This window comes from Amycolatopsis sp. NPDC058986 (genome assembly GCF_042741125.1).
In the GTDB taxonomy this organism is placed as follows: domain Bacteria; phylum Actinomycetota; class Actinomycetes; order Mycobacteriales; family Pseudonocardiaceae; genus Amycolatopsis.
In genome coordinates this window covers 257,060-281,984 of record NZ_JBHYJW010000004.1, presented here as the reverse complement: position 1 = coordinate 281,984, position 24,925 = coordinate 257,060, and the positions used below count along the sequence as shown (strand labels likewise).

The following is a 24,925-nucleotide window of genomic DNA, read 5'->3' as shown; positions in this document are numbered from 1 at the left end:
CTCATCTGGGTTTTTGTTGTGTTTTTTTTGTGTTGGGGGTTTGTTTTTTTTTTTTTGGGCGGGGGGGGCGGGGGGGGGGGGGGGGGGCCCGCGCCGGGACCAGGACCCGATCCAGCCGGGCGCGGTCGGCCGGTCGGGAAGCTGATGGGTCGAGAACCCCTGGTGTCGTCGAGGGAACACAGCAGACGTGAAGAAGTCACGGATAATGTGCTGTATCAGGGAAAACGTCGCGGACAGCCGCGGCCAAGGCCCGAAAGTTGATCTTGTTTTGGGCGTTCTTCTCCCCGCTGACCCGGTTTGGTGGTCAGTCGGGGGAGGTCGCGGGAAGGGCTGCTTCCCGGCCCGCGCCGTCGGCCGCGTGGTCGCGGCTGACGCCGATCAGGCGGAGCTGGGTGACAGTCGCCTCGTCGGTGTGCACGGCCAGCGGCTGGCGGGTACCGCCGGCGCTGTCGTGGCTGGTGCTGATGCTGGTCGAGGGCGCGACGACCGGCGCGTTCGGGGCGCCGGGCAGGCCGCCGCCTCCGCCGCCCCCGTCGGTCCTGGCGTGCGTGCCGGAATCGCGCGGCCGGTCCGGCGCGGTGGCGGTGGCGGCTGGTGTCTCCTGATGCCACCCGGATGCCCGCGGCGCCGGATCGGACGTGGCGGGGTACTGCGATGAGCCGGCCGCCGGGGTCGCCGGCGCGGCGGGGAGCGCGGCGGGCAGTGCCACGATCGGGCGTGCTTCGCCGGGCACGGTGATCTGGATGGCCGGCCGCGTCGCGGTGACGGTGCCGCTGCCGGACGTTCCGCCACCGGAGAACACCGGGTCGAGGATGTCGTCGAGCGGTGCCCGCACGATGGGGCCGGGTTCGCAGGATGGTGCTGTCGGCGGCGAAGCGAGCGGCGGCAGCACGGTGCCGACGGCGCCGGTGATCGTGTCGACCACGCCGCCCAGGGTGTCGCCGACGAGGCCGACCAGGCCGCCGACGAGCCCGCCGAGCAGTCCGGGCCCCTGCCGCGGCTGTGCTTGCGGCGTGTCGGCGGCAGGCTGGGTGTCGGCTGCTTCAGGCGTCGACGTCGCAGGGCTTTGCCGCTCGGCTGTTCGCGCGCTGTCGGGATCCGGCGTGCTGCTGCCCGCTGCGGGGCTTGGTGGCGCGGATGCCGCGGGTTCGCTCGGCGGCTGGGGAGCCGTCGACACGGCGGTGTGCCGCTGTGCGACCACCTGCCCGCTCGCGCTCGTGCTCCTGGCCGCGATCGACCGCCCGGAACCGCTTTCTTCGGACGCAGTGTCCGTTGTGGACGAACCGGTGGACGGAGTGGTGGGCGAAGTCGCCGGCGAGTCGGCGGGCGACCTGTGCTGGCGATGAGGCCGCGTCGCGTGCGCGTCCGCGTGCGAAGCCGAAGACGAGGCCGGTGTGGCGACGGCGGTGTCACCGGGCGACCCCGGGACGTCGTCGGCCGACGCGGCGGAGTTCGAGAGCGCGGCGCCGAGCAGCCAGCCTGCCAGCGTCAGGCCGCCGGCGAGGAGAATCCGGGCTGCGGGCCGGGGCAACGGGGCCGCCCACGGGCGTGGGCCGCGGAACCTGCCCGCGTGCGCCGGAGCGGGAACCGGGAGCGTGGCTTCTACCGGTCCGAGCGCGGGTAGCGCGATGCCGCGGCGAACTTCCGCCGTGCCAGTCACCGCCACCACCACCGTCCGCGCCTGAAGCTCAAGCGTTGCGCCACTTGAGGTTGCTCTTGCTGGGGTCTCTTCCGGCCAGGTCGCAGTTCCCCCGGTGCTCGCCCTCTTTCTAGCACCGCTGGCGAGTCTTTCATCTCTTCGGCGTTGTATCCACCCCGTAAGGCGGAACGGGCGTACCGGCTTCGGTGGCTGGTTGTCGGAAGTTGATCACTCTCAGTGTGATTTTTCCCGACTTGGAGCGGCCGACCGGGCGGCTGCGCAGAAGTACTCAAATGCCGGTTGACCTGATGTTTCCCGGATCCGTGCTGCGGAGCGTGCCGTCGAAGTCGCGTTCGGTGCTCGAATCCGGCGCTTCGCCGGGCGAGGTGGAAGGGGACGGCGGTGTGGTGGGACGAGGACTGGGACGACGCGGTGCGCAGGCTCTTCCCCGCGGTGGTGCGGCGGCTGGTGGCGCGGCACCTCGCCGAGGCCGATGCGCAGGACGCGTGTCAGGAGGCGTGGCTCGAACTCTTCCGGAAACCGTGCGCGCTGCGTGATCGTGACCGGTTGGAAGCGTGGCTCTGTACCACCGCGCGGCGTTGCTCGGCACGCATGATCGCCAGGCGGGCGCGGGAGGCCGTGGCGCTGCCGCGCTCTCCGGAACCCTCACCCGAAACCCGGGTGGTGATCGCGGAACGTGATCAGAAGCTGTGGAGCGTGGTCGCCGACCTGCCCGAGCGGTCACGGCGGCTGCTGTACCTGCTGGCGCATCGGCCGGAGCTGTCGATCGCCCAGGTCGCCGCCGATCTGGGGGTGAGCCCGGCGAGTGTCGCCACGCTGAGACGCCGTTGCTGCGAGCGTGTCCGGCGAAGACTGCAGGCCGAAGGCGTGCATCGCGGCTGAACGGATAGTGATCAGACGAGTCCGCCGGTCGGCGTCAGCCCAGTTTGCGCAATCGGGTGATGGCCTCGTCGATGACCTCGTTGCGCTTGCAGAACGCGAAACGCAGCAGGTGTTTCCACTCGTCCGGGTGATCTGTGAACACCTTGACCGGGACGGCCGCGACGCCCACTCGCTCGGGCAATTCCCACGCCAGTTCGGCGGCGTCGGTGAAGCCGAGCGGCCGGACGTCGACACAGATGAAGTAAGTCCCCGCAGTGCGGCGCACCGCGAACCCGGCGTCGGCGAGGCCCGTGGCCAGCCGGTCGCGTTTGTCCTGGAGGCTGTCGCGGAGGCCGTCGACCCAGGGCAGCTCGTGGTCCAGCGCGTGCGCGACAGCCGGTTGCAGCGGGCCGCCGGAGACGAACGTGATGAACTGCTTCGCGGCCTTCACCGCCGCGACCAGATCCGGCGTCGAGCAGACCCAGCCGATCTTCCAGCCGGTGCAGTTGAAGGACTTGCCCGCGCTCGAGATGCTCACCGTCCTCGACCGCATGCCGGGCAGCGTGACCAGCGGGATGTGTTCCGCGTCGTCGAACACCAGGTGCTCGTACACCTCGTCGGTGATCGCGATCAGGTCGCGCTCGACGCAGAGCGCCGCGAGCGCCGCCAGCTCCGCGCGGGTGAACACGGTGCCGGTCGGGTTGTGCGGCGAGTTGATCAGGATCGCGCGGGTGCGCGGGGTGACCGCGGCGCGCAACGCGTCGACGTCGAGACCGAAGCGCCCGTCGGGGCCTTCGACGAGCCCGACGACACGACGTTCGGCGCCGGCCATCGCCACCGCGGCCGCGTACGAGTCGTAGTACGGCTCGATGACGATGACCTCGTCGCCGGGCTGGGTGAGCGCGATCAGCGACGCGGCGATGGCTTCGGTGGCGCCCGCGGTGACGAGGATCTCGGTGTCCGGGTCGTACTCGGTTCCATACCGCGCCCGGTGGCTTGCGATGGCCGCGCGCAGCTCGGGCCTGCCGGGGCCGGGCGGGTACTGGTTGGCGCCGCCGTACAGGGCGTCCTTGGCCGCGTCGAGCATGCCGGCGGGGCCGTCGGTGTCGGGAAAACCCTGGCCGAGGTTGATCGCTTCGTGCTTGACGGCCAGCGCGGTCATCTCGGCGAAGATGGTCGACGTGAACGGCTGGAGGCGGGGGACGAGAGCAGGTTCGCGCACGAAGAGCCATCCTCACGGACAATGGCGTCGTGGAGCAACTGATCCCCGCGAAGACGACTCCGGCCGACCCGCCCGGCGGCGCCGCGGCCGAGGCCGAGAAGCAGCGCGGCCTGCGCAAGATGAAGCGGGTCGCGCTTTCGTTCCTGCTCGGCGCGACCGTGATCTTCCTGCTGACCAGCTGGGCCCAGTCCGCGGGCTGGCCGGGCTGGGTCGGCTACGTGCGGGCCGCCGCCGAGGCGGGCATGGTGGGCGCGCTGGCGGACTGGTTCGCCGTGACGGCGCTGTTCCGTCATCCGCTGCGGCTGAAGATCCCGCACACCGCGATCATCCCGAACAAGAAGGACGCGCTCGGCTCGAGCCTGGGTGACTTCGTGTCCACGAACTTCCTCTCGGAGGAGGTCATCCGCGACAAGCTGCGCCGCGTCGAGATCTCGAAGCGGCTCGGTGCCTGGCTCGCGCAGCCGGAGAACGCCGAGCGGGTCACGTCCGAGCTGGCGACGGCGGTGCGCGGCGCGGTGAAGGTGCTTCGCGACGACGACGTCCAGGCGATCATGGAACAGGCCGTGGTCAAGCGGGTCATGGCGAAGCCGTGGGGACCGCCGATCGGGCAGATCCTGGCCGGGGTGTTCGCCGACGGCGCGCACCACAAGCTGGTGGACCTGATGTGCGACCGCGGCTACGAATGGGTCCGCGACAACCACACGACGATGCTGCGCGTGGTCTCCGACCGGGCGCCAAGCTGGTCGCCGAAGTTCGTCGACGAGATGCTCGCGGACAAGGTCTACGGCGAGGTGCTCTCGTTCGCGTGGGCGGTGAAGACGGACGTCAACCACCCGATGCGGCTGGCGCTGGACAAGTTCCTCGGCGAGTTCGCGCAGGACCTGCAGACCGATCCCGAGGTGATGGCGCGGGCCGAGCAGGTCAAGACGCAGGTGCTGGAGCACCAGGAGGTCCAGAAGCTGATCGGCACGGCATGGGCCTCGACCAAGGAGATGCTGCTCAACGCGGCCGAAGACCCGTCGAGCGAACTGCGGCGGCGAGTGCGCGAAGGCCTCCGCTCGCTGGGCGGCCGCCTGGTGTCCGACGACCAGCTGCGGTCCAAAGTGGACGATTGGGTGGAAGGGGCCGCGGCGTACCTGGTGCGCAACTACGCCAAGGAGATCACCACGATCATCACCGACACCGTGGAACGCTGGGACGCCGAGGAGACCTCGCGCAAGATCGAACTCCAGGTCGGCAGGGACCTGCAGTTCATCCGCATCAACGGCACCGTGGTGGGTGCCTTGGCGGGTCTCGTCATCTACTCGGTGGCGCAACTGCTCTTCTGACCCGGCCCTGCGCCACTCCTGCCGCCGCCGGACTCCCTCCCGGCTAACCCCCTCCCCCACCCTTCCCTTGGGGGGCAGCCCTGCAACAGTCTATCGCCCCGGCACGACAGAACCCGGGCGAAAGCCGCTGAGGGCGCGAGTTGTCCACAACGGGGGTAAGGCTGTGGAAAGTTCGGTGCGGCAAGGCAAATCGTGCTGTGAAGGGGTCCTTACCGGCGCTGAGCGCCGGTAAGGATTCGGCGGGACCTCGTCACTGGCGAAGCCGGACGTTGGGCGTCCCGAACGGCGCGTTCGAGACGTTCAACGTCCGCACCGCGTCGTTCGGGACACGGGGTTCCGGGCCGCCACGCCCCACCAGCCTCACCCGTCACCACAGCCCCGAACGTCGGGGCCGCGAACGGCACCTTCACGACGTAGATCGCACCGGCGAGGCGGCCGAGTGCTGAAGGACACTTCAGTGCGTTGGCCGTGGTGAAGCGCCTTCAGTGCTCCGTCCATGCCCTCGCCACCACCCTCAACGGAGACGCTGCGCGTCCACAGCGCACCGAAGGCGTCCTTCAGCGCGAGCCGCACTACCGCGGCCGAGTCCCAGCACGCGAACAACGGCCGCGGCTCTATACCACACTTCGAGGACCCCGAAACCAGTTGTCCACAGGAAGCTGAGTTATCCCCCGGGTTATCCACAACATTTCACGGCGATGGAGTAGTGGGTATCCACAACGTGTGGGGGTGTGGATGAACAGTGAGCGGATATGTGGGGGCGCCGAGCGAGTTGTCCACAGTCGCCCGGTGGGGTTAGCTGTGGATCTCCGCCGCCCTGGCCCGCCAGGAGCGGGCCTTCTCGCGGTTGCCGCAGACCCGCATCGAGCACCACTGGCGGGAGCGGTTGCGGGATTCGTCGTAGAAGGCCCACAGACAGTCGTCCGCGGGGCAGATCTTCAGCCGGATCCAGTCGCCTCGCACCGCCAGCCGCGCCGAAGCCGCGAGAACCGCGCCGACGGCGTCCGCGGCGACCAGCGCCGGGCCGTCCTCGGTCAGGGAGATCTGCGTGGCGACGTCGAGGGCGCCGCCTGGTAGCCGGGGATCGCCGATCGCGGCCCGCAGTTTGTCCCGGGCTGCCCGCGCATCAGTAGCCGGATTCGGGGAAACCCCGTGTTCGGCGGCCCAGCGATGCCAGCGCTCGGGATCGTCGAGCAGATCGTCGCCGCGTTCGACGTTGACGGTGTTGAGAAAGGCCACCACCAGGGAAGCGTCGGTGTGCACCCCGTCAGTGTACGGGCGTGACCGGTTGCGACCTGCCCGCCTAACCACCATAATCCGAACATCGGTTACAGCTGGCGAAAGGGGCGACGGATGAGTGCGATACCGACGTTCGGGGGAGTGGCGCTGGACTGCCCGGATCCGGCGGCGCTGGCCGGGTTCTATCGGGAACTGCTGGGGTGGGACTCGGCCGAGATCAAGCACGAGGGGCACTGGGCCACGCTGACCAATCCCCAGGGCGGTGCACGGCTGGAGTTCCAGCGCGTCGAGGATTTCCGGGCGCCGGCATGGCCGTCGCAGGAGAATCCCCAGCAGGCGCACCTGGATCTCGACGTCGCCGACATGGAAGCCGCGCACGAGCGGGCACTGGAGATCGGCGCGAAGCTGCTGGACGACTCGCCACGTACGTTCCGCGTGTACGCCGATCCCGTCGGTCACCCGTTCTGTCTGTGCGCCTGCTGACCGGAACGCGCGGCTGACGCGCCGACCGGAAAATGCGTAGGCTGCCATATGTGATTTGTCCGAAGTGTCAGAATCAGATGCGGACCGTCGACAAGAACGGCATCCACATCGACCAGTGCGACGGCTGCCGCGGCATCTTCCTCGACCGTGGTGAGCTGGAAGCCATCGTCGGCGCGGAGAACACGTACTACAACCAGGCGCCACCGCCGTACCAGGGCGGTCCGCCGCCCACCGCGCACTACGGCAGGCCGGACTCGCCGAAGCCGTATCGCGGCGGCTACGGCGATTCACCCAAGCCGTACCGCGGTCGCTACGGCGATTCGCCGAAGCCCTACCGGCACGGCGGCTACTCCGACTCACCGCGGCCGTACGGACACGGCGGGCACGGCCACCGCAAGCGCAGCTTCCTCGAGAACCTCTTCGACTAGGTGGTTCTCGACCTCAGGATCTGCCCGGCCTGCGGGGACCGCGCCGAGCACCCGATCGTCGACGGCGAAACGCTCACCTGTGCCCACTGTGGGCACAGGTGGCCGTTTCGCAAGCTCCCGCTGTTCGCGCTGACCGGCCCGAGCGGCGCCGGGAAGTCGACCGTCGGGCCCGAGCTGGCCCGGCGGCTAGCTCCCGATGTCGTCGTACTGGAGCAGGACGTCCTGTGGATCGGCGCGCTGCGTGACGACATCCCGGCGTTCCGCTCGGCCTGGCTGCGGATGGCGGCGATGCTCCACCAGAACGGTCGGCCGGTCGTGCTGTGCGGGACCGTCGCGCCGCCGGAATTCGAACCGCTTCCCGAACGTGTCTTCTTCGACGGCATCCACTACCTCGCGCTGATCGCCGGCAACGACGTCCTGCGCCGCAGGCTCCGGGCCCGGCCGGAATGGCGCGAGTGGGACGAGTCGCGCATCGACGAGATGCTGGAGTTCACCGACTGGCTCCGTGACAACGCGAAGGCGCTCGACGTCGAGCTGTTCGACACCACGGACGTCCCGCTCGAGGCCGCGACCGACCACGTCGAAGCCTGGGTCCGGGATCAGCTCACCCGCAGCGGCCAGCGGCGGCCGTCCGGCGAGTCCAGCCAGAACTCCTGACGCTCGCCGTCGAGGGTCAATCCGAACCGGTCCCGCTCCGGCTTGCCCAGCTCGCACCATTCGCCGTACGCGCGCTCGGCGATGTCCCACAACGCGCGGGGGCCGCCCTGAGCGACTTCGCGGACGTCGCCCGCTTCGCGGCAACGTGCCCATGAGCCGTCCGGATGGACGAGGACGAGTCCGCTGGTCGTGCCGTCGACGCCGGGTTGCGGGTCGAATTCCGTGGTGTCCTCGCGGATCGTGCCGACGCCTTCCAGTGCGAGACCGGCGAAGAACTCGAACCGGTTCTGCGGCTGGAGCACCATCGCCAGGGGCAGGTGGGCCCGTCGCCAATCCTTCGCGCACGGCGAGGGCGGCATCGGGAGATCGCGCCGGTGCGCGCGAAGCGGCATGAAACGTCCGTCGCGGGCGAGCACCTGGCCTCGTCCCGTCCCGCCTTCGCCGACGACGATCCGGACCAAGCCGGCGCCGATCGGCCGGTTCAACGTCGTGACGATCATGCCGCCGGGCACGGTTTGCGCCAGCCACGCGGGCGGGATCACCGACACCGCGCAGGTGCACAGGATCCGGTCGTAGAGCACCCCGGCCGGGAATCCCTGGGCACCGTCGGCCGCCGCGCACGACGGCGCATACCCGCATTCCGCCAGCCGCGCCTTCGCCGCTGCCACGAGCGCGCCATCGATGTCCACTGTGGACACCTGGCCGGAGCCGGCGCGGTGGCAGAGCAGGGCGGTGTTGTAGCCCGTCCCGGTGCCGATCTCCAGCACCCGCTGGCCGTCGCCCAGCAGCAGTTCCTCCAGCATGATCGCCATGATCGAGGGCATGCTCGACGAACTCGTCGGCGTCCCGGCGACCGGTCCCGACCCGCGCGCCAGCTCCCAGAGGTTCGGGTCGTCGTCCAGCTGGGTAACCAGGACGTCGGTGGAGTAGACGCGCTCGCGCCAGCCGGGGTCGCCGCGTTCGACGGCCCGCCAGCCGCCGTCGACCGGCAGGAAGAACCGTGGCAGGAAGGCGTGGCGCGGCACCGAACGGAACGCGGCGATCCAGCGCGGGTCGTGCAGCACTCCCTCGGCGAGCAGCCGCTCGACGAGGCGGCGTCGCAGGCGCGCCATGCCTGTCATGTCCCCACGGTAGCGGGTGAGCGCGAACACACCCGATAGTTGCAAGCAGAGTGCTTGCAATAGCTAGCACTGGCGCGTAGCGTGGAAACCGTCGCGAGGAGGTGACCGGATGGCAGAAACCGGTGGGACCCAGCCTGGTACGGGCGGCCCGATGGAGAAGGTCGCGGACATCGCTTCCGACATCGGCGAGTACATCCGCCAGCAACGGAGCAACGCGAAGATCTCGCTGCGCCAGCTGTCCAAGCTCGCCGGAGTGTCCAATCCGTACCTGAGCCAGATCGAGCGCGGGGTCCGCAAGCCCAGCGCGGAGATCCTCCAGCAGATCGCCAAGGGCCTGCGCATCTCGGCCGAAGCGCTCTACGTGCAGGCGGGAATTCTCGACCTGCCGACGGGCGGCCCGGTCGGCGACGCGATCCGGGCCGACGCCGAGCTGACCGAACGCCAGAAGCAGGTCCTGCTCGACGTCTACGAATCCTTCCGTCGCGAAAACTCAGCTGCCCGGCCAGCCGCTGAGCCCACCGTGACCCCAGAGACCTCTGCACCAGCCGCCGAAGGCACCAAAGACACCAAGGAGTCAGCATGACCGCCCCGAAGACCGAGGACGTCCGCAAGGCCCTCAACAACGCCATCGACCAGGTTCGCACGCCGCTGCTCGCCGCGCTCGGGGCCGGCAACCTCGCCACCCAGGCCGTTTCCGACGCCGTGTCCAAGGCCAAGGAGAAGGTGACCGAGGGCAGCGAGACCGCCCGCAAGAACCTGTCCGACCTGCCGACCGACGTCGAGAGCCTGCGCGAGAAGGTCGACCCGGCCGAGCTGCGCAAGATCATCGACGAGTACACCGAGGCCGCGCTCAAGCTGTACAACAAGCTGGCCGAGTCCGGCGAGGAGGCCTGGGACAAGCTGACCGCGCAGCCGCAGGTCAAGAAGGCCATCGAGCAGCTCGAGGACGCCTTGAGCACTGCTCAGGAGCGCGTCGAGGGCGCCACCTCCGAGGCCCGCGAGCGCGTCGACGAGGTGCTCTCCAAGGTCACCAAGCGCACCCGCTCCGCCGGTGAGAAGACCGCCCGCACGGTCAAGAAGGTCGCCGCCGACACCGCCGAAGCCGTCGAGGACCTGGGTGACGACGTCGCCCACGAGACCCGCTCGGTGACTCGCAAGGTCGCGAACAAGACCGCTCCGCGTGCGGCCAGCACCACCCGCCGCACCACCACGAGCCCGGCCGCGAAGAAGCCGGCCACCCCGAAGGCCGACAAGTAACGAGCCCGCTCCGGCTCAGTCCCCCGGCGCCCGCATCGGCGTCGGGGGACTGAGCCGTTCGGGCGGTTTGCCGTAAGCTGGGACAGTGCTAGTCGCCGAATGGATCATGAGAGTCGTCCACTGGGGCAGCGCATCGGTCGGGCTCTTCGCCTTCATTCACGCGCTCCTTCAGCGAGCGGACGCGTACTCGGCCGCCGATCGCAAGACCAAGCCGATCTGGATGCTCATCACCGGCGGCAGCACGCTGGCGATGGCCCTGTTCCGGCTGGACACCGCCGGGATGATCTTCTGGGTGCCCGCGATGGCCGCCACGCTCGTCTACCTGGTGGACGTGCGGCCCCGGCTGATCGAGGTCCAGCGCGGCGGCCGGAACTGGTAGCACCCTCAGTGGAGCCGCTTCGCGTCACGGCTACATTCGAGAAGTGACGACCTGGACCATCGCCGGGAGCCTGACCGTCGTTCCCGCCCCCACCCGCACCGAACTGCTCGCCGAGCCCGTCGCGAAGGCGCTCGCCTCGCTGGCCGATCCGGATGCCATCGGAGTCTCCGAGATCGACCCCGAACTGGCCGACACCGCCGCCTTCTGCGAGGCCTACGGTTCCCCGCTCGACGCGTCCGCGAACTGCGTCGTCGTCGCCGGTAAACGCGCGGGCGAGGTCCGGTTCGCCGCGGCGATGGTGCTGGCCACCACCCGCGCCGACGTCAACGGCACGATCAAGCGCCGTCTCGACGTCCGCAAGGCGTCGTTCGCGCCGATGGACGAAGCCGTCGAACTCACCGGCATGGCCTACGGCGGGATCACGCCGGTCGGCCTCCCCTCGGACTGGCCGATCCTGATCGACAAGGCCGTCGCCGACGCGCCGGAGCTGGTCATCGGCAGCGGGATCCGGGGCAGCAAGCTGCTGATCTCCGGTGCCGCGCTCGCCGCGCTGCCCGGCGCCGAGGTGATCGAAGGGCTCGGCCGCCCGGTTGCCTGAGCGACGATGATCATCGCAAGCCACAACGACATCTACCCGCTCGACATCGAGGAGCGGATCGAACTCGCGCCCGGGCTGCTCGGCGCGATGGCCGGGAACCGGGCGCGGATGCTGGCCGCGCTGGCGTCGTCGCCGCGGGCCGTCTACGGCGTGAACACCGGTATGGGACGGCTCGCCGCTCATAAATTGTCACTCGAACAACAAGCCGAGCACCAACGGAATCTGCTCGTCGGACGCGCTGTCGGTGGCCCGCCGTGGCTGCCGGAGACCGATGTCCGGATGCTGCTGGTGGCGCGCCTGCGTGACGTCCTGCGCCCGGACGCCGGAGCGAGCCCGGAGCTGGCGCTGTTCCTCGCCGACCGGATCAACGACCGGTTCATCCCGGCCGTACCGCGTTCCGGACTCGGCAGCGCGGGCGAGATCATCCCGCTCTCCCATGCCTTCCAGACGTTCCTGGGCATCGGCACGGTGCTGGAGGACGGCGTCGAAACCCCGGCGGCGGACGCACTCGCGCGGCGGGGCGCCGAACCGTACGTGCCGGGTCCGAAGGAGGGCGCGACGCTGATCCAGGGCTCGCCGCTCGCGATCGTGCACGCGGCGCGTACCTGGGGCGAGACCCAGCAACTTGTCGACTTACAGACGTTGGCGGCGGCGATCACGATCGACGTGATGGGTGCGCCACGCGACGTCTACCAGCCGAAACTCGCTCGTGGCGACGACCACCGGTACACGTTGATGCACGAGCTGGAGATGCTGATCTCGGGCTCGTCGGTGCGGGCCGGGGTCGTGCAGGCGCCGGTGTCGGTGCGGGTCGGCCCGCGGGCCATCACCCACGCGGACCGGGTGAACAGCGATCTCGCCGCCGCGCTCCGGCGCTGGCGGGAGGATCCGACCGACTCGCCCGCGTTCCTCGACGGCGAGTTCGTGCCGACGACCGGGTTCCACGCGGTCGAGCTGGGCTTGCGGATGGACGCCGTCTCCGCCGCGCTGGTGCACCTCGGCGAGGTCTCCGTGCAGCGGATGAACCGGCTGCTCGACGAACGCTTCAGTGGCCTGCCGCCGCAGCTCGCTGTCGATCCGGGGCCGCAGGCGGGGCTGGTGCCGTTGCACAAACGGGCCGTCGGGGAGTTGCACGCGCTGCGACGGCTGGCGGCTCCGGCGACGCTCGGCTCGATGGACACGTCGGCAGGCCAGGAGGACGTGCAAGCGTTTGCGTGGGCAGCCGGGGAGCAGACACGGGCGGCCGCGGCGCATTTGTTCGCGATCACGGCGTGTGAGCTGATCGCCGGAGTGCAGGCGCATCACCTCCGCGAGACGCCCGCGCCGCTCGGGCTGCGCGCGGCGTACGCGTGGCTGACCGGGATCGTCCCGCCTGCGCTGGTCGACCGTCCACTCGGCCCAGACGTCGAGACGCTCGTCGGGCACTTGCGAGAGTCCTACTTCAACGACCTCACGACATTGACCTGAACCGGTCGCGACGGGACCCTTCCCAGCGCGCGAGGCTTACGGTGCCGGACGTGGCGCAGAACGACGTCGAGGCGTTCCAGTTTCCCGAGGACACCCTGCCGGTCCTCGGGCTGACCGACGAGGTCGACCGGCTGTGGGATCAAGGCCGCTTCGGCTCGGCCGTCGACGTGATCCTGCGGTACCTCAGGACGTACGGACGGTCGGCCGCCGCGTTCCGGTGGGCGCTGCCGCTGCTGCGGGCCACCCGGACTCCGGACGCGAACCTCGTCGAGCCGGTCACCGACGCGCAGCGCGCCAATCCCTATTTCGCACCCATCGCGACGGAGTGCGCGCGCTGTCAGTCCTTTTGGTACTCCGGCCACGTTCTCGTGCGGGAGCACCGGATGACGGTGACCAACCCGATCGGCAGGCAATGCCAGTCGTGCCGGTTCACGCTGTGCCGCGACTGCTTGACGCCCGACGACGCCCGCTGTCCGGAGGAAGGTTGTCCCGGCGAACTCGGCGTTCCGGTGCTGCCGACGGGACGTCCTCGCGGCATGCCTGCCAATCGGCACACCGGGAAGATCGAGCACGTGATCATCCTCTGGGAGGGTGAGCCGACCGAGATCGGCGAGATCACCCGGCTGCTCGATCTGGCGTGTACCTGGCAGGACTTCGCGGGTATCCGGGTGATGTCGCAGGAAGCCGATCTCGACCGGGAATCCGGCGATCTGCTGGTGGCCGCCTGCGAACTCAACGGCGTACTCACTCCGCGCGCGTTGGATCGCACCCGCGGCCTGCTGATCGACAGTCCCGGCCTCGGACGGCGGCAGCTGCTCATCACCGCCGCGCCCGCCACCGGCCCGGCGTCCCGGCTGACCGGGCCGATCAGCTACACGGTGGCCAGGAAGCCCCGCAGCGCGAGCAGGCGCAACTGGTTTCGCAAGGCGAACTAGGCTAAATGTCCACAGTGGACTCCCGTGGTCGATGGGGCGAGGGCGTCACCGTGGCGGATCAGGTGAGTCGCGGCGAGGGCGGACCATGGCTGCCCTCGGAGAGCTCGCGTGACGCCTAGCTCGGCGAGGGCGGCCTTGAGCGCGGGATCGGCGGCAGGGAACGCCGTGTGGTCCCCGAGGCGGTACGCGATCAGGTGCCCCAATTCGGCGTCGAGACCGGGAGCGTGCGCCAGCTCCGCCGCTGAAGCGCCGTGCCGCAATGGGCTGTCTTCGCTGCGCGCGAGAACGGTGACGGCCGCGATCGTGGTGACGTCCTGGGCGGGAAGCCCGAGACCGGTCAGACCCGCGGCGTCGACGGCGGCCGGATCGGGGAACGTATGGGTGAGTCCGCCGGGCAGGCCCGCGACCGGAGTACCCAGCTCCCTCGCGATCCGGCCCAGCCAGGACCGTACTTCATCGTTCTCGCGGCCACGGCTCAGGACGGCCCGCACGGCGACCTCGAACGGGCTCCACGTGCCCGGCACGGCCAGCCCCGGGCGGAGCCGGACGAGAAGGCCGAGCTGTGGATCGCCACGCAGCGCGGTGGCCGCCGCTGTCTGGTCGGTGTCGAGACCCAGGAGCTGGCCGACCCTGTCGACGATGTGGATCAGCCCGTACCAGTACGGCAGATGTGCCCGCAGCAGCAGGTGATCCGTGGTGCCGGGCAGGATTTCCAGCAGCCCCGGCGCGCCTTCGAGGGTGACTGTGCGGCGATACGTTTCGCCGTCCACCGATTCGACACCGGGAACCGCGCGAGCGGCGAGAAAAGCGCGGATCGCGTCCCAGTCGTAGCCGCGCAGGATCGGCAATCGCAGTGTCAGCCCGCCGTCCGCGACGAGCCGATCGGCCTTGCGGCGCCGGTTGCGCAGGTCCGTCGGCGAGGCGTGGAACACCTCGCGCATCGCCCGGTTGAACTGCCGCAGGCTGCCGAAGCCGGACGCGAAGGCGACGTCGAGGACCGTGAGGTCGCTGTCGTCGAGCAGCCGACGGGCGAAGTGCGCGCGACGCGACCTGGCCAGCTGATCCGGGCTGGCGCCCAGATGCCCCAGGAACAACCGGCGCAGGTGCCGGGCCGAAAGGCCGACGCGCTCGGCGAGCGCGGCCTCGGTGCCGTCGTGGTCGAGCGCGCCGTCGATGATCATCCGGACCGCGCGGCACACCAGCTCGGGAGCGTCGGAACCGATCGGCCCCGCCACGCGATACGGACGGCAGTGCAGACAGGCGCGAAAGCCTGCCGCCTCCGCCGCGGCGGCGTTCTCGAAGACGCGGATGTTGCGGGCGAGCGGTTTCGAGCCGCAGCCCGGCCGGCAGTAGATCCCGGTGGTGACTACGGCGGAGTAAGTGGTCACGGTTCCTTCCTACCCGGCACCACCGACAATTCCCGGCCGTCATGTCCGGATACGGCCGGACTCGGTGCGGTGCCGACGGAATGCTGGGTTTCGTCACCGGCGCTGGGGGTGCCGGTGCGAGCTTTCCCCGCAGGCACGTCGAAAGAACGGGACATGGACCTCGAAACACAGAACCGCTACGCCGCAACGTTCGCGGCGCTGCACCGGCCGGTCGAACCGCTGTTGCTGCCGAATGCGTGGGACGCCGCGTCGGCGGCCGTCATCGCCGACGCCGGTGCCCCGGCGATCGCGACCACCAGCGCCGGAGTCGCCTGGTCGCTCGGTGTTCCCGACGCCGCCGACCTCGGTGCGGAGCGCGCCGCCGGAGTCGTCGAACGCATCACGGCGGTGGCCGGGATCCCGGTTTCCGCCGACATCGAAGCCGGATACGGCCCCGCTCCCGAGGATCTCGCCGCGACGACCGAGGCCGTGGTCAAGGCGGGCGCTGTCGGCGTGAACATCGAGGACCGCATCGGTGCCACCCTGCTCGAACCCGCCGAGCAGGCCGAACGGCTCGCGGCCGCCCGCGCCGCCGCGGAACGTCTCGGCGTCAAGCTGTGGATCAACGCCAGGACCGACCTTTTCCTTGCGGGAGAAGGTTCTCTCGACGTCCGGGTCGACGCGGCGCTGGACCGCGCGTACCGGTATGCCAAGGCGGGTGCGGACAGTCTGTTCGTGCCGGGGCTACTGGATCTCGACGCGATCGCCAAGCTCGTCGCGGGGCCGTTGCCGGTGGCGGTGATGGCCTTCCCCGGCGCGCCGTCGGTCGCGGACTTCGCCGAAGCCGGGGCTGTCCGCGTCAGCCTCGGCGGGGCGATCGCCCAAGCGGCCTATGCCGTCGCGGCGCGCGCGACGACTGAGCTGCTCACGAAGGGCACGTACGAAAGCACCGCCGGTGGAGTCGATTACGGGGCCGTCAACCGGCGCTTGACCCAGGTCGCCGAACGGGCGTGAGCCCGGAAGCCCAGCGACTGGTAGAGCGGCACGGCGCCCACCGACTTCGGGTGGCCGATCACCGGGTAGACCACGGCCTGGTGGGCGCCGGCCGCGCGCAGCGCGTGCAACGCCGCGAGGCAGACCGCGCGGCCGAGGCCCTTGCCCCGATAGCGCGGGTCGGTACCGACGGGTTCGAGTTCGCCCGCGCCGTTGTGATCGTCGAGCCAGATCAGGCACTGCGCGGCGAAATCGCCGTCGGGTGCCTCGACGACCCAGTCCAGATCCGCGCGATACGGCCAGGCACGCATGACGTTCGCGTAGCTCTCCTCGGTGACCCGCGACGGATGCCAGACGGCCTGGTGCACCGCGACGCGCCGCGCGAGATCGTCAGCAGTGCAGGGGTGGAGGTGAAACCCTTGTGGCACAACAGGTTCCGGCAGGTCGTCGAGGTCGCGTGACATATAGGTCTCGAACACTGCTCTCTCTTCGCGAGAGTACCCGTCCGTTTCGAGAGCAGTGCTCACGTGTTTCTCGGCGTCGACGATCGTGACGGTCAGCGTGGGTGAGGTGGCGACCTCGGCGAACCAGGCGAGGACTTCGGCGGCGAGTTCGGGCCGGGACGGGTCGACTTGGAGCATGAGTTCGCCGGGGAGCGTCACCCAGCCCCAGGCGAGGGTGGTGTCGTTCTCGGCCCAGATCGCGGTCGGCCATTCGGCTTCGCGGCCGGTGCACTGGTAGCGCTGCCAGGGAAGATCGCCGATGTGGACGGAACTTTCCGGGGACCAGATGCGCCGTGTCAGCTCCTGCATGGAGCGGAGATCGTCGGCCCCGCCGAACTGTCGTCGCATGGGCCCATCCTGCGATGCCTCCGCGCCCGGGGCCACCCAATTTCACGGACGGGGTGGGCGTGGCGGCAGCTCATGTCTTGACAGCGCGACGCGGCCAGTGCACTGAAGGACGCCTTCGGTGCACTGGCCGTGCTGAAGGACGCCTTCAGCGCACTCAACGCACTGAAGGCGTCCTTCAGCGCAACCGGTGACCATCGTGCGATGGGGGATTCCTGGAAGGGGAGCCGCCTCGTTCCGCAGCAGGGTCGAAGGCTGTAAAGGGGCCCTTCATGGCATCCAACGCACCGAACGACCCCTTCGCAGCATCACGGTCCACAAAGGACACTGTGGCTGTGTGGCGCACGACACCTTCGCGTCAATCCAGGTACAGCGTCGCCAACGGAGCGTTCGGGACGTCAGCTTCCGGAGGGGCCGAGGTGGCGGCGGATCGTGTCGCGGATGGCGACTTCGGCGGGGGTTCGGTCGTGGGGTCGGCGGAGGTAGGCGCGAAGGTGGTCGAGACACGCTTCGCGTCCTTCGCCGAGGCGTTCCTGGGCGAGTTCCGCGATGGCGTGGACGCCCGCGAGCCGCTCGGCGGGATCGGCCGAGTCGAGCTGGGCTATCGCTTGGGCGAGGGGTTCGATGTCACGCTCACAGGCCGTCGACGAGGTGTCGCCATGCCTTCGGAGAGACGGCGAGTGCACCTGCGGCCGGAGCTTTCGAGTCGCGGACACCTACGAGACCGGGGAAGAAGGCAACCTCGACGCAGTTGCCCTTGGCGCCGTCGCCGGAGCTGTAGCTGCTTTTGCGCCACTGAACTTCGATCAGGTTCACGGCTCGCCACTCCGTATCACAGCTCGGTGATCACCTGCCGGATCAGCCGGATCGAGTCCTCCTCGTCGAAGGCCACATCCATGAGGTGGTTGAAAACCAGCCTAGCAGGCTTGACCTCATGCTCCTTCTCAAACTGCATGGCGCCGAAACCGTGCTCGATAAAGGCGACGTCCGGCTCACCGAGCTTGGGATAGCTCAGCACGGTGAAGCCGCCGTTCCGACCGGCGTGAATGCCGATATCGATGGGGATGACCTGCAACGTGATGTTCGGAAGAGCGGCGCATTCGATCATGTGCCCCAACTGCGCCCGCATCTCAGCGGGCGGCAGGTCCGGCCGATGAAGAACAGACTCATCGATGATCGCGTGCAAGATCAAGGGAGGATCCTCGGTGAGCCGGACCTGCCGCCGCAAGCGGACGGCGACCTCGGCGTCCTGCTTGCGCGGCGGCAGCGGCACCCTCGCGCTGGAGAAGGCCGTGCGCATCCACGACTCAGTCTGGAGAAGCCCCGGCGGGTAGCTCAGCTCGTAGGTGCGAACCTCATCGGCGTCGGCCTCCAGAGAGACGTAGCCCTTGTCGTTCAGGCCGTAGGCGTGCCACCAGCCCTTCTCGAAGGCGCGGTCGTACTGGCGGACCCAGTCGTCGTAGTCGGAGACGATGACGCCGTAGCGGTCGAGCAGCGCCAGGAACTCGTTGTACTTCGGCAGATGGCCGAGTTCGATGCGGCTCAGCTTGCTCGTGCTGAAGCGCAGTGGTTCACCGGCCTCTGCCTGTGTCATCCCGGTGTCCTCCCGCAGCCGCAGGAGCTTGCGGCCGAGCAGCCGTTTTCGCGGATTGGGCTTGCTAGTCACTCGTTGTCACCCCTCGGAGCCGTTTGCGCACGGATCGTAGGGTGCGAATCCGCGAAGTGAGAATCCCACCGCCCGATCGGGTGGCCGCCGGAACCAACGCGGTCCGTCCACTCGCTGGAGTGACCTGGGTGAAACTGCCCGATAACGTGGTCAGGTTGGAGGCACGTTTCGCAGCGTGAATGGGGAGAAAATGCGTTTACGAAGACGGGTGTGTACTGCCCTCAGTCTGTCATTCGCGATACTTACGGCTGTCTCGCTCACCGGTATCGCGCAGGCCGCTCCGGTCAAGGCCAAGCACGCGGTGGGGATTCTCCGGGAATTCCCGGCCACGATGAACATTCCACTCGACCAGGATCTTCGCAAGCTTCCGGCCGCGCTGGCGATCCAGCCGGACGCGCCGGCGGTCCCCGAAGACGAGGTCACCACGAAGGCCTGGCAGTCGAACACGCCGGAGCCGGTGAGCTTCGACGAATGCCATCCCGATCCGCGCGCTGGAAACGGATACGTGGTGAAGAACCGGCTCGCCGCGTGCAAGATGACCAACCTGCGCTACCAGCGTTACGCCTGCCCGGAGGCGGACTGCCCGATCATCGGCAGCGCGAGCGCGCGCGTCACCGTGATCTTCAACATGCAGCCCGAACAGCGGCGTGCCGTCGTGATGCACAAGCTTTACGACATTCATTACAACGGCGTCCCGGACAGTACACAGCTTGGTATCGGAATGTCCTGCGAAAAAGTGAACAAGGGTACCGCGTACTGCGACGAGCCGGATACCGAAATGGACAAGAGTATCGCCGAATGGAAGGACGAGCCCATCGACTTCCAGGTGCTCACCATGCACGGCGAGGACGCGCCGAACCCTGCCGACAATCCGCGGATCCAAGCCGAGAAACGCACGTCGTATCTCCACACCCGCCATTTCTTCGTCGTGGACCCGGATGACACCGAACGCGTGGAGGACACGCCGCTCAAGGTCACGTTCCGATGCGACGTCGGGCGGAAGCTCTCCGCCTCGTACGTGCTGGGCAGCGACTGCGTCTTCCCGGTGATCGCCAAGTTCCTGCTCGACACCAACGATTCCTCGATCAAGGACGCGGCTTCGTTGATCACTCAGGCGATGCACAACTACCGGTCGACTTATCCCGGGCTCACCCAGGGCGACTTCGTGCCAGGTCGGTTTCATTGGAACAGCGGGCTCAGGAAGCCCCCGCTGACGCGGCTTTATCACAACAAGGCGGCTCAGGACGCCAACCGGACGCGGGCCGAACAGTCCTGTGCCGAGCACTGGGGTCCGGGCTACCGTGACCGTCCGGACGGGAAGACCAACGACTGCTTCGCGTATCCGTTCAACAGCACCACGCAAGGTGCGAACGCGAAGCCGCCGAACACCCCGCACGGTCAGGGCTATGCCGTTCAGCCGGTCCTCTCGGACGCCTCGCGGCTGCTCAACGTTGCTATCGACCGCTTCACCTACGAGAACCACATCCTCGACGGTGACCAATACTGGATCCTGATCCCCGACTAGAACGGTCCGTGAATGCCACATTGAGGGACTCTGAGTCCCTCAATGTGGCATTCACGGACCACCAGTCAGCTCTGGGACCGCGAAGCGTTCTGGAGTGCGAGACCGCGCGGAGTGGCGAAGCGCTGAAGCAGCGTGAAGACGCCTTCGCAGAGAAGCGCGAGCACGATGACAGCGATCGCACCGCCGAGGATCTCGCCGCGGCCGGACACGCCCTGCGCGAAACCGTCCACAATGTACCGACCGAGCCCGCCGCCGTCGTTCACGATGGCGCCGATCGCGACGGTGGCGATCAGCTGGAGGAACGACACCCGAGCGCCCGCGAGGATGACAGGCGACGCCAGCGGAAGTTCCAAGCGCAGCATGATCTGCCACTCGCGGTAACCCGTTCCGCGTGCGGCGTCGACGACGTCCTGTTCCAGCGCCACGACACCCGCATACGTGTTCGTGAACAGCGGCGGCAAAGCCAATGCGACGAGCGCGAGCAGCAGCGGCCAGAACCGCGTGTCCGCGCCCCAGCGGCTCGCGAGGAACCAGAACAGGATGATGAGCCCGAAACTGGGGATCGCGCGACTGATGTTCATCGCGCTGGTCGCCAGGAACGGCGCGCGCCGGTAGTGCGCGAGCCACGCGCCGAGCGGGATCGTCAGCACCGCGGCGATCGCCAGTGCCAGCAGTGAGAACCGCAGGTGTTCCAAGGTCCGGTAGGGGATTCCGGCGCGGACCGTCCAGCTCCAGCGGTCCGGTTCGGCGAGCCAGTGGTTCAGCTGGTCGAGGATGGTCATCGGGCCCGCACCTTCCGTGCCCACGGCGCCAGCGCGCGCTCGCTCAGCCACAGCAGCAGGTCGACGGCGACCGCGAGCGCCACCGAAAGCACGATGCCGACGATGATCGGCGTCGGGTTCGGGATCGTCGTCCTGATCCCCGCGAGGATGAAGTACCCGAGCCCGCCCTTGCCGAGGATCGAGGTGACGGTGACGAGCCCGATCGTCGTCACCGCCGCGACGCGCAGCCCGGCGATCACCACGGGCAGCGCGAGCGGGAGTTCCACCTGCCACAACAGTCGCGATCGCGTGAAGCCCATGCCGATCGCGGCTTCGCGGACCTCCTTGGGTACCTGGTCGACGCCGGTCACGATGTTGCGGATGAGGATCAGCAACGTGTACGTCGCCAGCGGGATCACCACGGTGGCGTACGACAGGATCCCGAAAATCGGTGCCAGCACGGCGAAAGCGCCGAGGCTGGGGATGACGTACAGCGCGCCGGTGGTACCGAGCGTCACCGAGTAGAACCACCGGTAACGCAGTGACACGACGGAAAGCGCGAGCGAGACGACGAGACCGATGCCGAGCGCGGCGGCGGTCAGCGAGACGTGTTCGGCCAGGCGCGTGACGATGGCGTCCGCGTTGCGCTCGACCCAGCGCCATTCGAAGATCGGCCGCCCGCCCTCGGCCGCGAACGGGGCCACGGAAGACACGAGCACCGGCCGACCTTACCCCGTTCGGGTCGGGAAATTCCGCTTCGTGAGAATTCTCCCGCAACTGCTCCCAGTATGTGGTTTCTGTCGGTGCCCGGAGCTAGGTTCGAATCCTCTGTTCGAGTGATTGAGGAGTGTGCACGTGCGCTGGACACGAGTAACCCGGGTCGCCGCGGTGCTGGCCGCCGCCGCGCTCGGCGTGACCGCCTGTGGGGGTGGCAGCGACCAGCCGTCCGCACCGAGCAAGGGCGGCGCGCCGATCGTCGTCGCGTCCTTCAACTTCACCGACAGCCTGGTGCTGTCCGAAATCTACGCCCACGCGCTGGAGGCCAAGGGCTATCCGGTGAGCCGCAAGCTCAACCTGGGCTCGCGGGAGCTGATCTACCCGTCGCTGAAGTCCGGCGAGCTGCAGTTCATCCCGGAGTACCAGGGCGCGGCCATCTCGACCGGGTTCGGCGCGACCGCGGCCAAGGACTCGGCCGCCGAGCACGACCAGCTCGCGAAGCTGTTCGAGCCCGCGGGCGTCAAGCTGCTGAACTACGCGCCCGCCGAGAACAAGAACACCTACATCGTGAAAGCCGACGTCGCGAAGTCGAAGGGCATCGCGTCGATCAGCGACCTGAAGAAGCTGGACAAGGTCGTCCTGGCCGGTCCGCCGGAGTGTGAGAAGCGGTTGCCGTGCTTCCGCGGTTTCACCGAGACGTACAAGCTGAACGCCACGTTCCAGACCGTGCAGGAGGCCGGGCCCCGGGTCGAACAGCTCAAATCGGGCGCCGTCACGGTGATCCCGGTCGACTCGGTGAGCCCGCTCGTGGGTGACTCGCAGTTCGTCGCGCTGAAGGACGATCTGACCATCGTGCCGACCGAGAACGTCGTGCCCGCGGTGAACAAGAAGGTGCTCGACGAGCGCGGTGCCGATTTCGCGAACGTCGTCAACGCGGTAAGCGCGAAGCTCAGCACCGACGCCATGCGCGAGCTGAACAAGCGGGTCGACGCCGACGGTGAGCAGGCGGGCGACGTCGCGAAGGACTGGCTTTCGAAGCAGGGCATCTAGCCGCTGCGGAAGTGGCGCCGCTCACGGAAAATGAACGGGCCGTTCGTCGTGAAATTCACGATGAATGGTCCGTTCATTGCGTTCTGGGACGGGTGTGCAAGGGTGACGTTGGCACCGCCGTAAATCTGGAGTGAGGAGTGCGATGGGTAAGGTCACGGCCACCGCGGAACGGACGATCGACGCGCCTGCCGAGAAGGTGCGCGAGCTCGTCGCGGACTACGCCGAAACACGCCCCAAGCTGCTCACCGAGCACTACCGCGACTACGAGGTCACCGAGGGCGGCGTCGGCGCGGGCACCCAGGCGAGCTGGAAGCTGCAGGCGACGTCGAAGCGGGTGCGGAACGTCGCGGCGACGGTGACCGAGCCGAAGCCCGGCACGCTGGTCGAGACCGACGCGAACTCCAGCATGGTCACCACGTGGACGGTCACCGAGGCGGGCGAGCGCAGCGTCGTGCGCATCCAGACCAGCTGGGACGGTGCCGGCGGCATCGGCGGCTTCTTCGAGAAGACGTTCGCGCCCGGTGGTTTGCAGCGCATCTACGACGGCGTGCTCGCGAAGCTCGCCGAGATCGTGTAGCTGGATCGTGTAGCGGTCGCCACAATCGGAATGTACGCCCCGGTTGACTCGTTGGACCGGAGGTAATCGGGGCGTCCGCCCCGCTTGACCCTCAGGCCTTAGGAGTTCGACGGTGAACGCTCCCACTCAGGCGACCGAGATCCGGCTCGCCTCGCGTCCGCACGGTGTCCCCGCGTTCGACAACTTCGAGATCGTGGACACCGAGATCCCGTCCCCCGGCGAGGGACAGATCCTGGTGCGCAACCTCGTGATGAGCGTCGACCCGGCGATGCGCGGCCGCATGCGGGACGTGAAGTCCTACGCGCCGCCGTTCGAGGTCGGGAAGGCCATGACCGGCGGCGCCGTCGGCGAGGTCGTCGAGTCCACTGTGGACGCTTTCAAACCGGGTGACCACGTGCTGCACCAGTACGGCTGGCGCACGCACGCCGTCGTGGACGCCAAGCACGCGGTGAAGGTGGACGCGTCGGTCGCGCCGCTGTCGACGTACCTGGGTGTGCTGGGCATGCCCGGCCTGACGGCGTATTCCGGGTTGCTGGAGTCCGCCGAGTTCAAGGCAGGCGACACGGTGTTCGTGTCCGGCGCGGCGGGCGCGGTCGGTTCGCTGGTCGGCCAGCTCGCGAAGCTGAAGGGCGCGAAGCGGGTCATCGGCTCGGCGGGTTCCGCGGAGAAGGTCCGCTATCTCGTCGAGGAGCTGGGCTTCGACGCCGCGTTCAACTACAAGGACGGCCCGGTCGTCGAGCAGCTGCGCGCCGCGGCGCCGGAAGGCATCGACGTCTACTTCGACAACGTCGGCGGCGAACACCTCGAAGCCGCGATCGACGTCATCAACCTGCACGGGCGCATCGCGGTGTGCGGGATGATCTCGCAGTACAACGCGACCGAGCCGACCCCGGCGCCGCGCAACCTCGCGCAGATCATCGCCAAGCGGTTCACCATGCGTGGCCTGCTGGTGCTGGACCACTTCGGGCTGCAGGAACAGTTCGTCGCCGAGGTCGCGCCGCTGGTCGCTTCCGGGCAGATCAAGTACTCGGAGACCTTTGTGGACGGTATCCGCAACGCGCCGGACGCGTTCCTCGGCCTGCTGTCGGGCGCCAACACCGGCAAAATGCTGGTCCGCATCGCCGAGTGAGCATTCGGGTCGTGCTAGTACTGCTCGTGGAGGGCGCGGTGGTCGAGGCCCTCGTCGAGGGACTCGGCGGAGGCGTCGAGCTTCAGCTGGTCCCGCAGGATCGTGCCCAGCGTCGGCAGCGTCGTGCGCTCCGGCCAGGTCTCCGGCTTCCACAGCGACCCGCGCAGGAACGCCTTGGCGCAGTGCATGTACAGCTGCTCGACCTCGATCACCACGGCCAGCTTCGGGCGCTTGCCCTGAACCACCAGGTCGTCGAAGAACGGCGCGTCGGACACCAGCGTGGCGCGGCCGTTGACACGCAGCGTCTCGTTCATTCCCGGCACGATGAACAGCAGTCCGGCGTGCGGGTTGCCGAGGATGTTCCGGAAGCTGTCGATGAGCTTGTTGCCCGGCCGGTCCGCGAGTACCAGCGTCTTGTCGTCCAGCACCAGCACCGAACCCGCCGGGTCGCCGCGCGGTGAGACGTCGCAGCTGCCGTCCGGCGCCGACGTCGCGAGGAGCACGAACGGCGAGTGGGCGATCAGCGTCCTGGCGTGCTCGTCGATCCGGTCGATGATCTTGCGCTGGGTGGTTTCCTTCGCTTCGCCGAGCAGTTCGCGCAGCGCGTCGAGGGAGTCGATGACCGTGGCGTCGAGTGTCGCGTTCGTAGTCCCCATG

Annotated in this window: 27 protein-coding genes; 16 read left to right on the top strand and 11 right to left on the bottom strand. The window is 68.6% G+C overall.

The window, feature by feature from the left end:
• Window positions 1–304: 304 nt before the first annotated feature.
• Complete coding sequence (locus ACFW0G_RS06315; protein WP_378323718.1) at window positions 305–1,660, bottom strand: hypothetical protein; 1,356 nt, start codon at window positions 1,658–1,660, stop codon at window positions 305–307.
• Between the two features lie 381 nt (window positions 1,661–2,041).
• On the opposite strand from ACFW0G_RS06315, the gene ACFW0G_RS06310 reads away from it, so the two are divergent.
• On the top strand, window positions 2,042–2,542 hold the full coding sequence (locus tag ACFW0G_RS06310) for an RNA polymerase sigma factor (protein ID WP_378323717.1): 501 nt from the start codon (window positions 2,042–2,044) through the stop codon (window positions 2,540–2,542).
• 34 nt (window positions 2,543–2,576) lie between these two features.
• Here the strand turns inward: ACFW0G_RS06310 and ACFW0G_RS06305 are convergent, their stop codons facing one another.
• Window positions 2,577–3,743: a pyridoxal phosphate-dependent aminotransferase gene (locus ACFW0G_RS06305; RefSeq protein ID WP_378323716.1), complete on the bottom strand. Its 1,167-nt coding sequence runs from the start codon at window positions 3,741–3,743 to the stop codon at window positions 2,577–2,579.
• Window positions 3,744–3,772: 29 nt separating this feature from the next.
• On the opposite strand from ACFW0G_RS06305, the gene ACFW0G_RS06300 reads away from it, so the two are divergent.
• Window positions 3,773–5,071, top strand: a complete 1,299-nt coding sequence (locus ACFW0G_RS06300) for a DUF445 domain-containing protein (RefSeq protein WP_378323715.1) — start codon at window positions 3,773–3,775, stop codon at window positions 5,069–5,071.
• Window positions 5,072–5,866: 795 nt separating this feature from the next.
• Here ACFW0G_RS06300 and ACFW0G_RS06295 read toward each other — a convergent pair.
• On the bottom strand, window positions 5,867–6,334 hold the full coding sequence (locus ACFW0G_RS06295) for a CGNR zinc finger domain-containing protein (protein ID WP_378323714.1): 468 nt from the start codon (window positions 6,332–6,334) through the stop codon (window positions 5,867–5,869).
• 90 nt (window positions 6,335–6,424) lie between these two features.
• On the opposite strand from ACFW0G_RS06295, the gene ACFW0G_RS06290 reads away from it, so the two are divergent.
• Genes ACFW0G_RS06290 through ACFW0G_RS06280 form a run of 3 tightly spaced genes read left to right on the top strand, consistent with a single transcriptional unit; the run spans window position 6,425 to window position 7,878 of the window.
• The gene (locus tag ACFW0G_RS06290) at window positions 6,425–6,793 is read left to right on the top strand and encodes a VOC family protein (RefSeq protein ID WP_378323713.1); all 369 of its coding nucleotides are present in this window, start codon (window positions 6,425–6,427) and stop codon (window positions 6,791–6,793) included.
• A 32-nt stretch (window positions 6,794–6,825) separates the two neighbouring features.
• The gene (locus ACFW0G_RS06285) at window positions 6,826–7,221 is read left to right on the top strand and encodes a zf-TFIIB domain-containing protein (RefSeq protein ID WP_378323712.1); all 396 of its coding nucleotides are present in this window, start codon (window positions 6,826–6,828) and stop codon (window positions 7,219–7,221) included.
• Window positions 7,222–7,878 (top strand): AAA family ATPase, encoded by a 657-nt coding sequence (locus ACFW0G_RS06280; protein WP_378323711.1) that lies wholly within the window; start codon window positions 7,222–7,224, stop codon window positions 7,876–7,878.
• Here the strand turns inward: ACFW0G_RS06280 and ACFW0G_RS06275 are convergent.
• The gene (locus tag ACFW0G_RS06275) at window positions 7,821–8,999 is read right to left on the bottom strand and encodes a methyltransferase domain-containing protein (RefSeq protein ID WP_378323710.1); all 1,179 of its coding nucleotides are present in this window, start codon (window positions 8,997–8,999) and stop codon (window positions 7,821–7,823) included. The two genes, ACFW0G_RS06280 and ACFW0G_RS06275, sit on opposite strands and share 58 nt — an antisense overlap.
• Window positions 9,000–9,150: 151 nt before the next feature.
• Here ACFW0G_RS06275 and ACFW0G_RS06270 point away from each other — a divergent pair, with 151 nt between their 5' ends.
• From ACFW0G_RS06270 to ACFW0G_RS06245, 6 genes are all read left to right on the top strand, one after another.
• Window positions 9,151–9,582 (top strand): helix-turn-helix domain-containing protein, encoded by a 432-nt coding sequence (locus ACFW0G_RS06270; RefSeq protein WP_378323733.1) that lies wholly within the window; start codon window positions 9,151–9,153, stop codon window positions 9,580–9,582.
• Entirely contained in the window at window positions 9,579–10,256 is a 678-nt protein-coding gene (locus ACFW0G_RS06265) for a hypothetical protein (RefSeq protein ID WP_378323709.1), read from the top strand. The genes ACFW0G_RS06270 and ACFW0G_RS06265 overlap by 4 nt, the downstream gene beginning before the upstream one ends.
• An 85-nt stretch (window positions 10,257–10,341) precedes the next feature.
• Complete coding sequence (locus ACFW0G_RS06260) at window positions 10,342–10,635, top strand: DUF2516 family protein (protein ID WP_378323708.1); 294 nt, start codon at window positions 10,342–10,344, stop codon at window positions 10,633–10,635.
• Between the two features lie 43 nt (window positions 10,636–10,678).
• Window positions 10,679–11,233 carry a YbaK/EbsC family protein gene (locus tag ACFW0G_RS06255; protein ID WP_378323707.1) on the top strand — a complete coding sequence of 185 codons (555 nt, stop codon included), beginning with the start codon at window positions 10,679–10,681 and terminating at the stop codon, window positions 11,231–11,233.
• A 6-nt stretch (window positions 11,234–11,239) separates the two neighbouring features.
• On the top strand, window positions 11,240–12,700 hold the full coding sequence (locus ACFW0G_RS06250; RefSeq protein ID WP_378323706.1) for an aromatic amino acid lyase: 1,461 nt from the start codon (window positions 11,240–11,242) through the stop codon (window positions 12,698–12,700).
• A 50-nt stretch (window positions 12,701–12,750) separates the two neighbouring features.
• A complete protein-coding gene (locus ACFW0G_RS06245) occupies window positions 12,751–13,635 on the top strand; it encodes a hypothetical protein (RefSeq protein WP_378323705.1) in 885 nt (294 codons plus the stop codon).
• Here ACFW0G_RS06245 and ACFW0G_RS06240 read toward each other — a convergent pair.
• Window positions 13,632–15,023 (bottom strand): AlkA N-terminal domain-containing protein, encoded by a 1,392-nt coding sequence (locus ACFW0G_RS06240; protein ID WP_378323703.1) that lies wholly within the window; start codon window positions 15,021–15,023, stop codon window positions 13,632–13,634. The genes ACFW0G_RS06245 and ACFW0G_RS06240 overlap by 4 nt on opposite strands.
• A 153-nt stretch (window positions 15,024–15,176) precedes the next feature.
• On the opposite strand from ACFW0G_RS06240, the gene ACFW0G_RS06235 reads away from it, so the two are divergent.
• The gene (locus ACFW0G_RS06235) at window positions 15,177–16,016 is read left to right on the top strand and encodes an isocitrate lyase/phosphoenolpyruvate mutase family protein (protein ID WP_378323701.1); all 840 of its coding nucleotides are present in this window, start codon (window positions 15,177–15,179) and stop codon (window positions 16,014–16,016) included.
• Here the strand turns inward: ACFW0G_RS06235 and ACFW0G_RS06230 are convergent.
• From ACFW0G_RS06230 to ACFW0G_RS06220, 3 genes are all read right to left on the bottom strand, one after another.
• Entirely contained in the window at window positions 15,968–16,846 is an 879-nt protein-coding gene (locus ACFW0G_RS06230; RefSeq protein ID WP_378323700.1) for a GNAT family N-acetyltransferase, read from the bottom strand. The genes ACFW0G_RS06235 and ACFW0G_RS06230 overlap by 49 nt on opposite strands.
• A 630-nt stretch (window positions 16,847–17,476) precedes the next feature.
• The gene (locus ACFW0G_RS06225) at window positions 17,477–17,659 is read right to left on the bottom strand and encodes a DUF397 domain-containing protein (RefSeq protein ID WP_378323699.1); all 183 of its coding nucleotides are present in this window, start codon (window positions 17,657–17,659) and stop codon (window positions 17,477–17,479) included.
• A gap of 16 nt (window positions 17,660–17,675) precedes the next feature.
• Entirely contained in the window at window positions 17,676–18,509 is an 834-nt protein-coding gene (locus ACFW0G_RS06220) for a helix-turn-helix domain-containing protein (protein WP_378323697.1), read from the bottom strand.
• A gap of 457 nt (window positions 18,510–18,966) precedes the next feature.
• On the opposite strand from ACFW0G_RS06220, the gene ACFW0G_RS06215 reads away from it, so the two are divergent.
• Complete coding sequence (locus ACFW0G_RS06215; RefSeq protein ID WP_378323696.1) at window positions 18,967–20,034, top strand: transporter; 1,068 nt, start codon at window positions 18,967–18,969, stop codon at window positions 20,032–20,034.
• 65 nt (window positions 20,035–20,099) lie between these two features.
• Here the strand turns inward: ACFW0G_RS06215 and ACFW0G_RS06210 are convergent, their stop codons facing one another.
• The gene (locus ACFW0G_RS06210; RefSeq protein ID WP_378323695.1) at window positions 20,100–20,816 is read right to left on the bottom strand and encodes an ABC transporter permease; all 717 of its coding nucleotides are present in this window, start codon (window positions 20,814–20,816) and stop codon (window positions 20,100–20,102) included.
• On the bottom strand, window positions 20,813–21,508 hold the full coding sequence (locus ACFW0G_RS06205; RefSeq protein WP_378323732.1) for an ABC transporter permease: 696 nt from the start codon (window positions 21,506–21,508) through the stop codon (window positions 20,813–20,815). The genes ACFW0G_RS06210 and ACFW0G_RS06205 overlap by 4 nt, the downstream gene beginning before the upstream one ends.
• Before the next feature lie 142 nt (window positions 21,509–21,650).
• On the opposite strand from ACFW0G_RS06205, the gene ACFW0G_RS06200 reads away from it, so the two are divergent.
• The 3 genes from ACFW0G_RS06200 to ACFW0G_RS06190 all read left to right on the top strand — a co-directional run bounded on the left by ACFW0G_RS06200 (window position 21,651) and on the right by ACFW0G_RS06190 (window position 24,268).
• Window positions 21,651–22,562, top strand: coding sequence for an ABC transporter substrate-binding protein (locus ACFW0G_RS06200; protein WP_378323694.1), 912 nt, complete (start codon window positions 21,651–21,653; stop codon window positions 22,560–22,562).
• Between the two features lie 142 nt (window positions 22,563–22,704).
• Window positions 22,705–23,139 carry an SRPBCC family protein gene (locus ACFW0G_RS06195; RefSeq protein ID WP_378323693.1) on the top strand — a complete coding sequence of 145 codons (435 nt, stop codon included), beginning with the start codon at window positions 22,705–22,707 and terminating at the stop codon, window positions 23,137–23,139.
• Window positions 23,140–23,251: 112 nt separating this feature from the next.
• Window positions 23,252–24,268 (top strand): NADP-dependent oxidoreductase, encoded by a 1,017-nt coding sequence (locus tag ACFW0G_RS06190; RefSeq protein ID WP_378323691.1) that lies wholly within the window; start codon window positions 23,252–23,254, stop codon window positions 24,266–24,268.
• Between the two features lie 14 nt (window positions 24,269–24,282).
• On the opposite strand, the gene ACFW0G_RS06185 is transcribed toward ACFW0G_RS06190, so the two are convergent.
• On the bottom strand, window positions 24,283–24,924 hold the full coding sequence (locus tag ACFW0G_RS06185) for a pyridoxamine 5'-phosphate oxidase family protein (RefSeq protein WP_378323690.1): 642 nt from the start codon (window positions 24,922–24,924) through the stop codon (window positions 24,283–24,285).
• Between the last annotated feature and the right edge of the window lies 1 nt (window position 24,925).

What these genes read in the sequence shown, in the direction of transcription:
- ACFW0G_RS06250 (WP_378323706.1), top strand. Translation starts at nt 11,240, where the DNA reads ATGATCATCGCAAGCCACAACGACATCTACCCGCTCGACATCGAGGAG.
- ACFW0G_RS06290 (WP_378323713.1), top strand. Translation starts at nt 6,425, where the DNA reads ATGAGTGCGATACCGACGTTCGGGGGAGTGGCGCTGGACTGCCCGGAT.
- ACFW0G_RS06195 (WP_378323693.1), top strand. Translation starts at nt 22,705, where the DNA reads ATGGGTAAGGTCACGGCCACCGCGGAACGGACGATCGACGCGCCTGCC.
- ACFW0G_RS06270 (WP_378323733.1), top strand. Translation starts at nt 9,151, where the DNA reads ATGGAGAAGGTCGCGGACATCGCTTCCGACATCGGCGAGTACATCCGC.
- ACFW0G_RS06285 (WP_378323712.1), top strand. Translation starts at nt 6,826, where the DNA reads ATGCGTAGGCTGCCATATGTGATTTGTCCGAAGTGTCAGAATCAGATG.
- ACFW0G_RS06235 (WP_378323701.1), top strand. Translation starts at nt 15,177, where the DNA reads ATGGACCTCGAAACACAGAACCGCTACGCCGCAACGTTCGCGGCGCTG.
- ACFW0G_RS06185 (WP_378323690.1), bottom strand. Translation starts at nt 24,924, where the DNA reads ATGGGGACTACGAACGCGACACTCGACGCCACGGTCATCGACTCCCTC.
- ACFW0G_RS06265 (WP_378323709.1), top strand. Translation starts at nt 9,579, where the DNA reads ATGACCGCCCCGAAGACCGAGGACGTCCGCAAGGCCCTCAACAACGCC.
- ACFW0G_RS06210 (WP_378323695.1), bottom strand. Translation starts at nt 20,816, where the DNA reads ATGACCATCCTCGACCAGCTGAACCACTGGCTCGCCGAACCGGACCGC.
- ACFW0G_RS06230 (WP_378323700.1), bottom strand. Translation starts at nt 16,846, where the DNA reads ATGCGACGACAGTTCGGCGGGGCCGACGATCTCCGCTCCATGCAGGAG.
- ACFW0G_RS06275 (WP_378323710.1), bottom strand. Translation starts at nt 8,999, where the DNA reads ATGACAGGCATGGCGCGCCTGCGACGCCGCCTCGTCGAGCGGCTGCTC.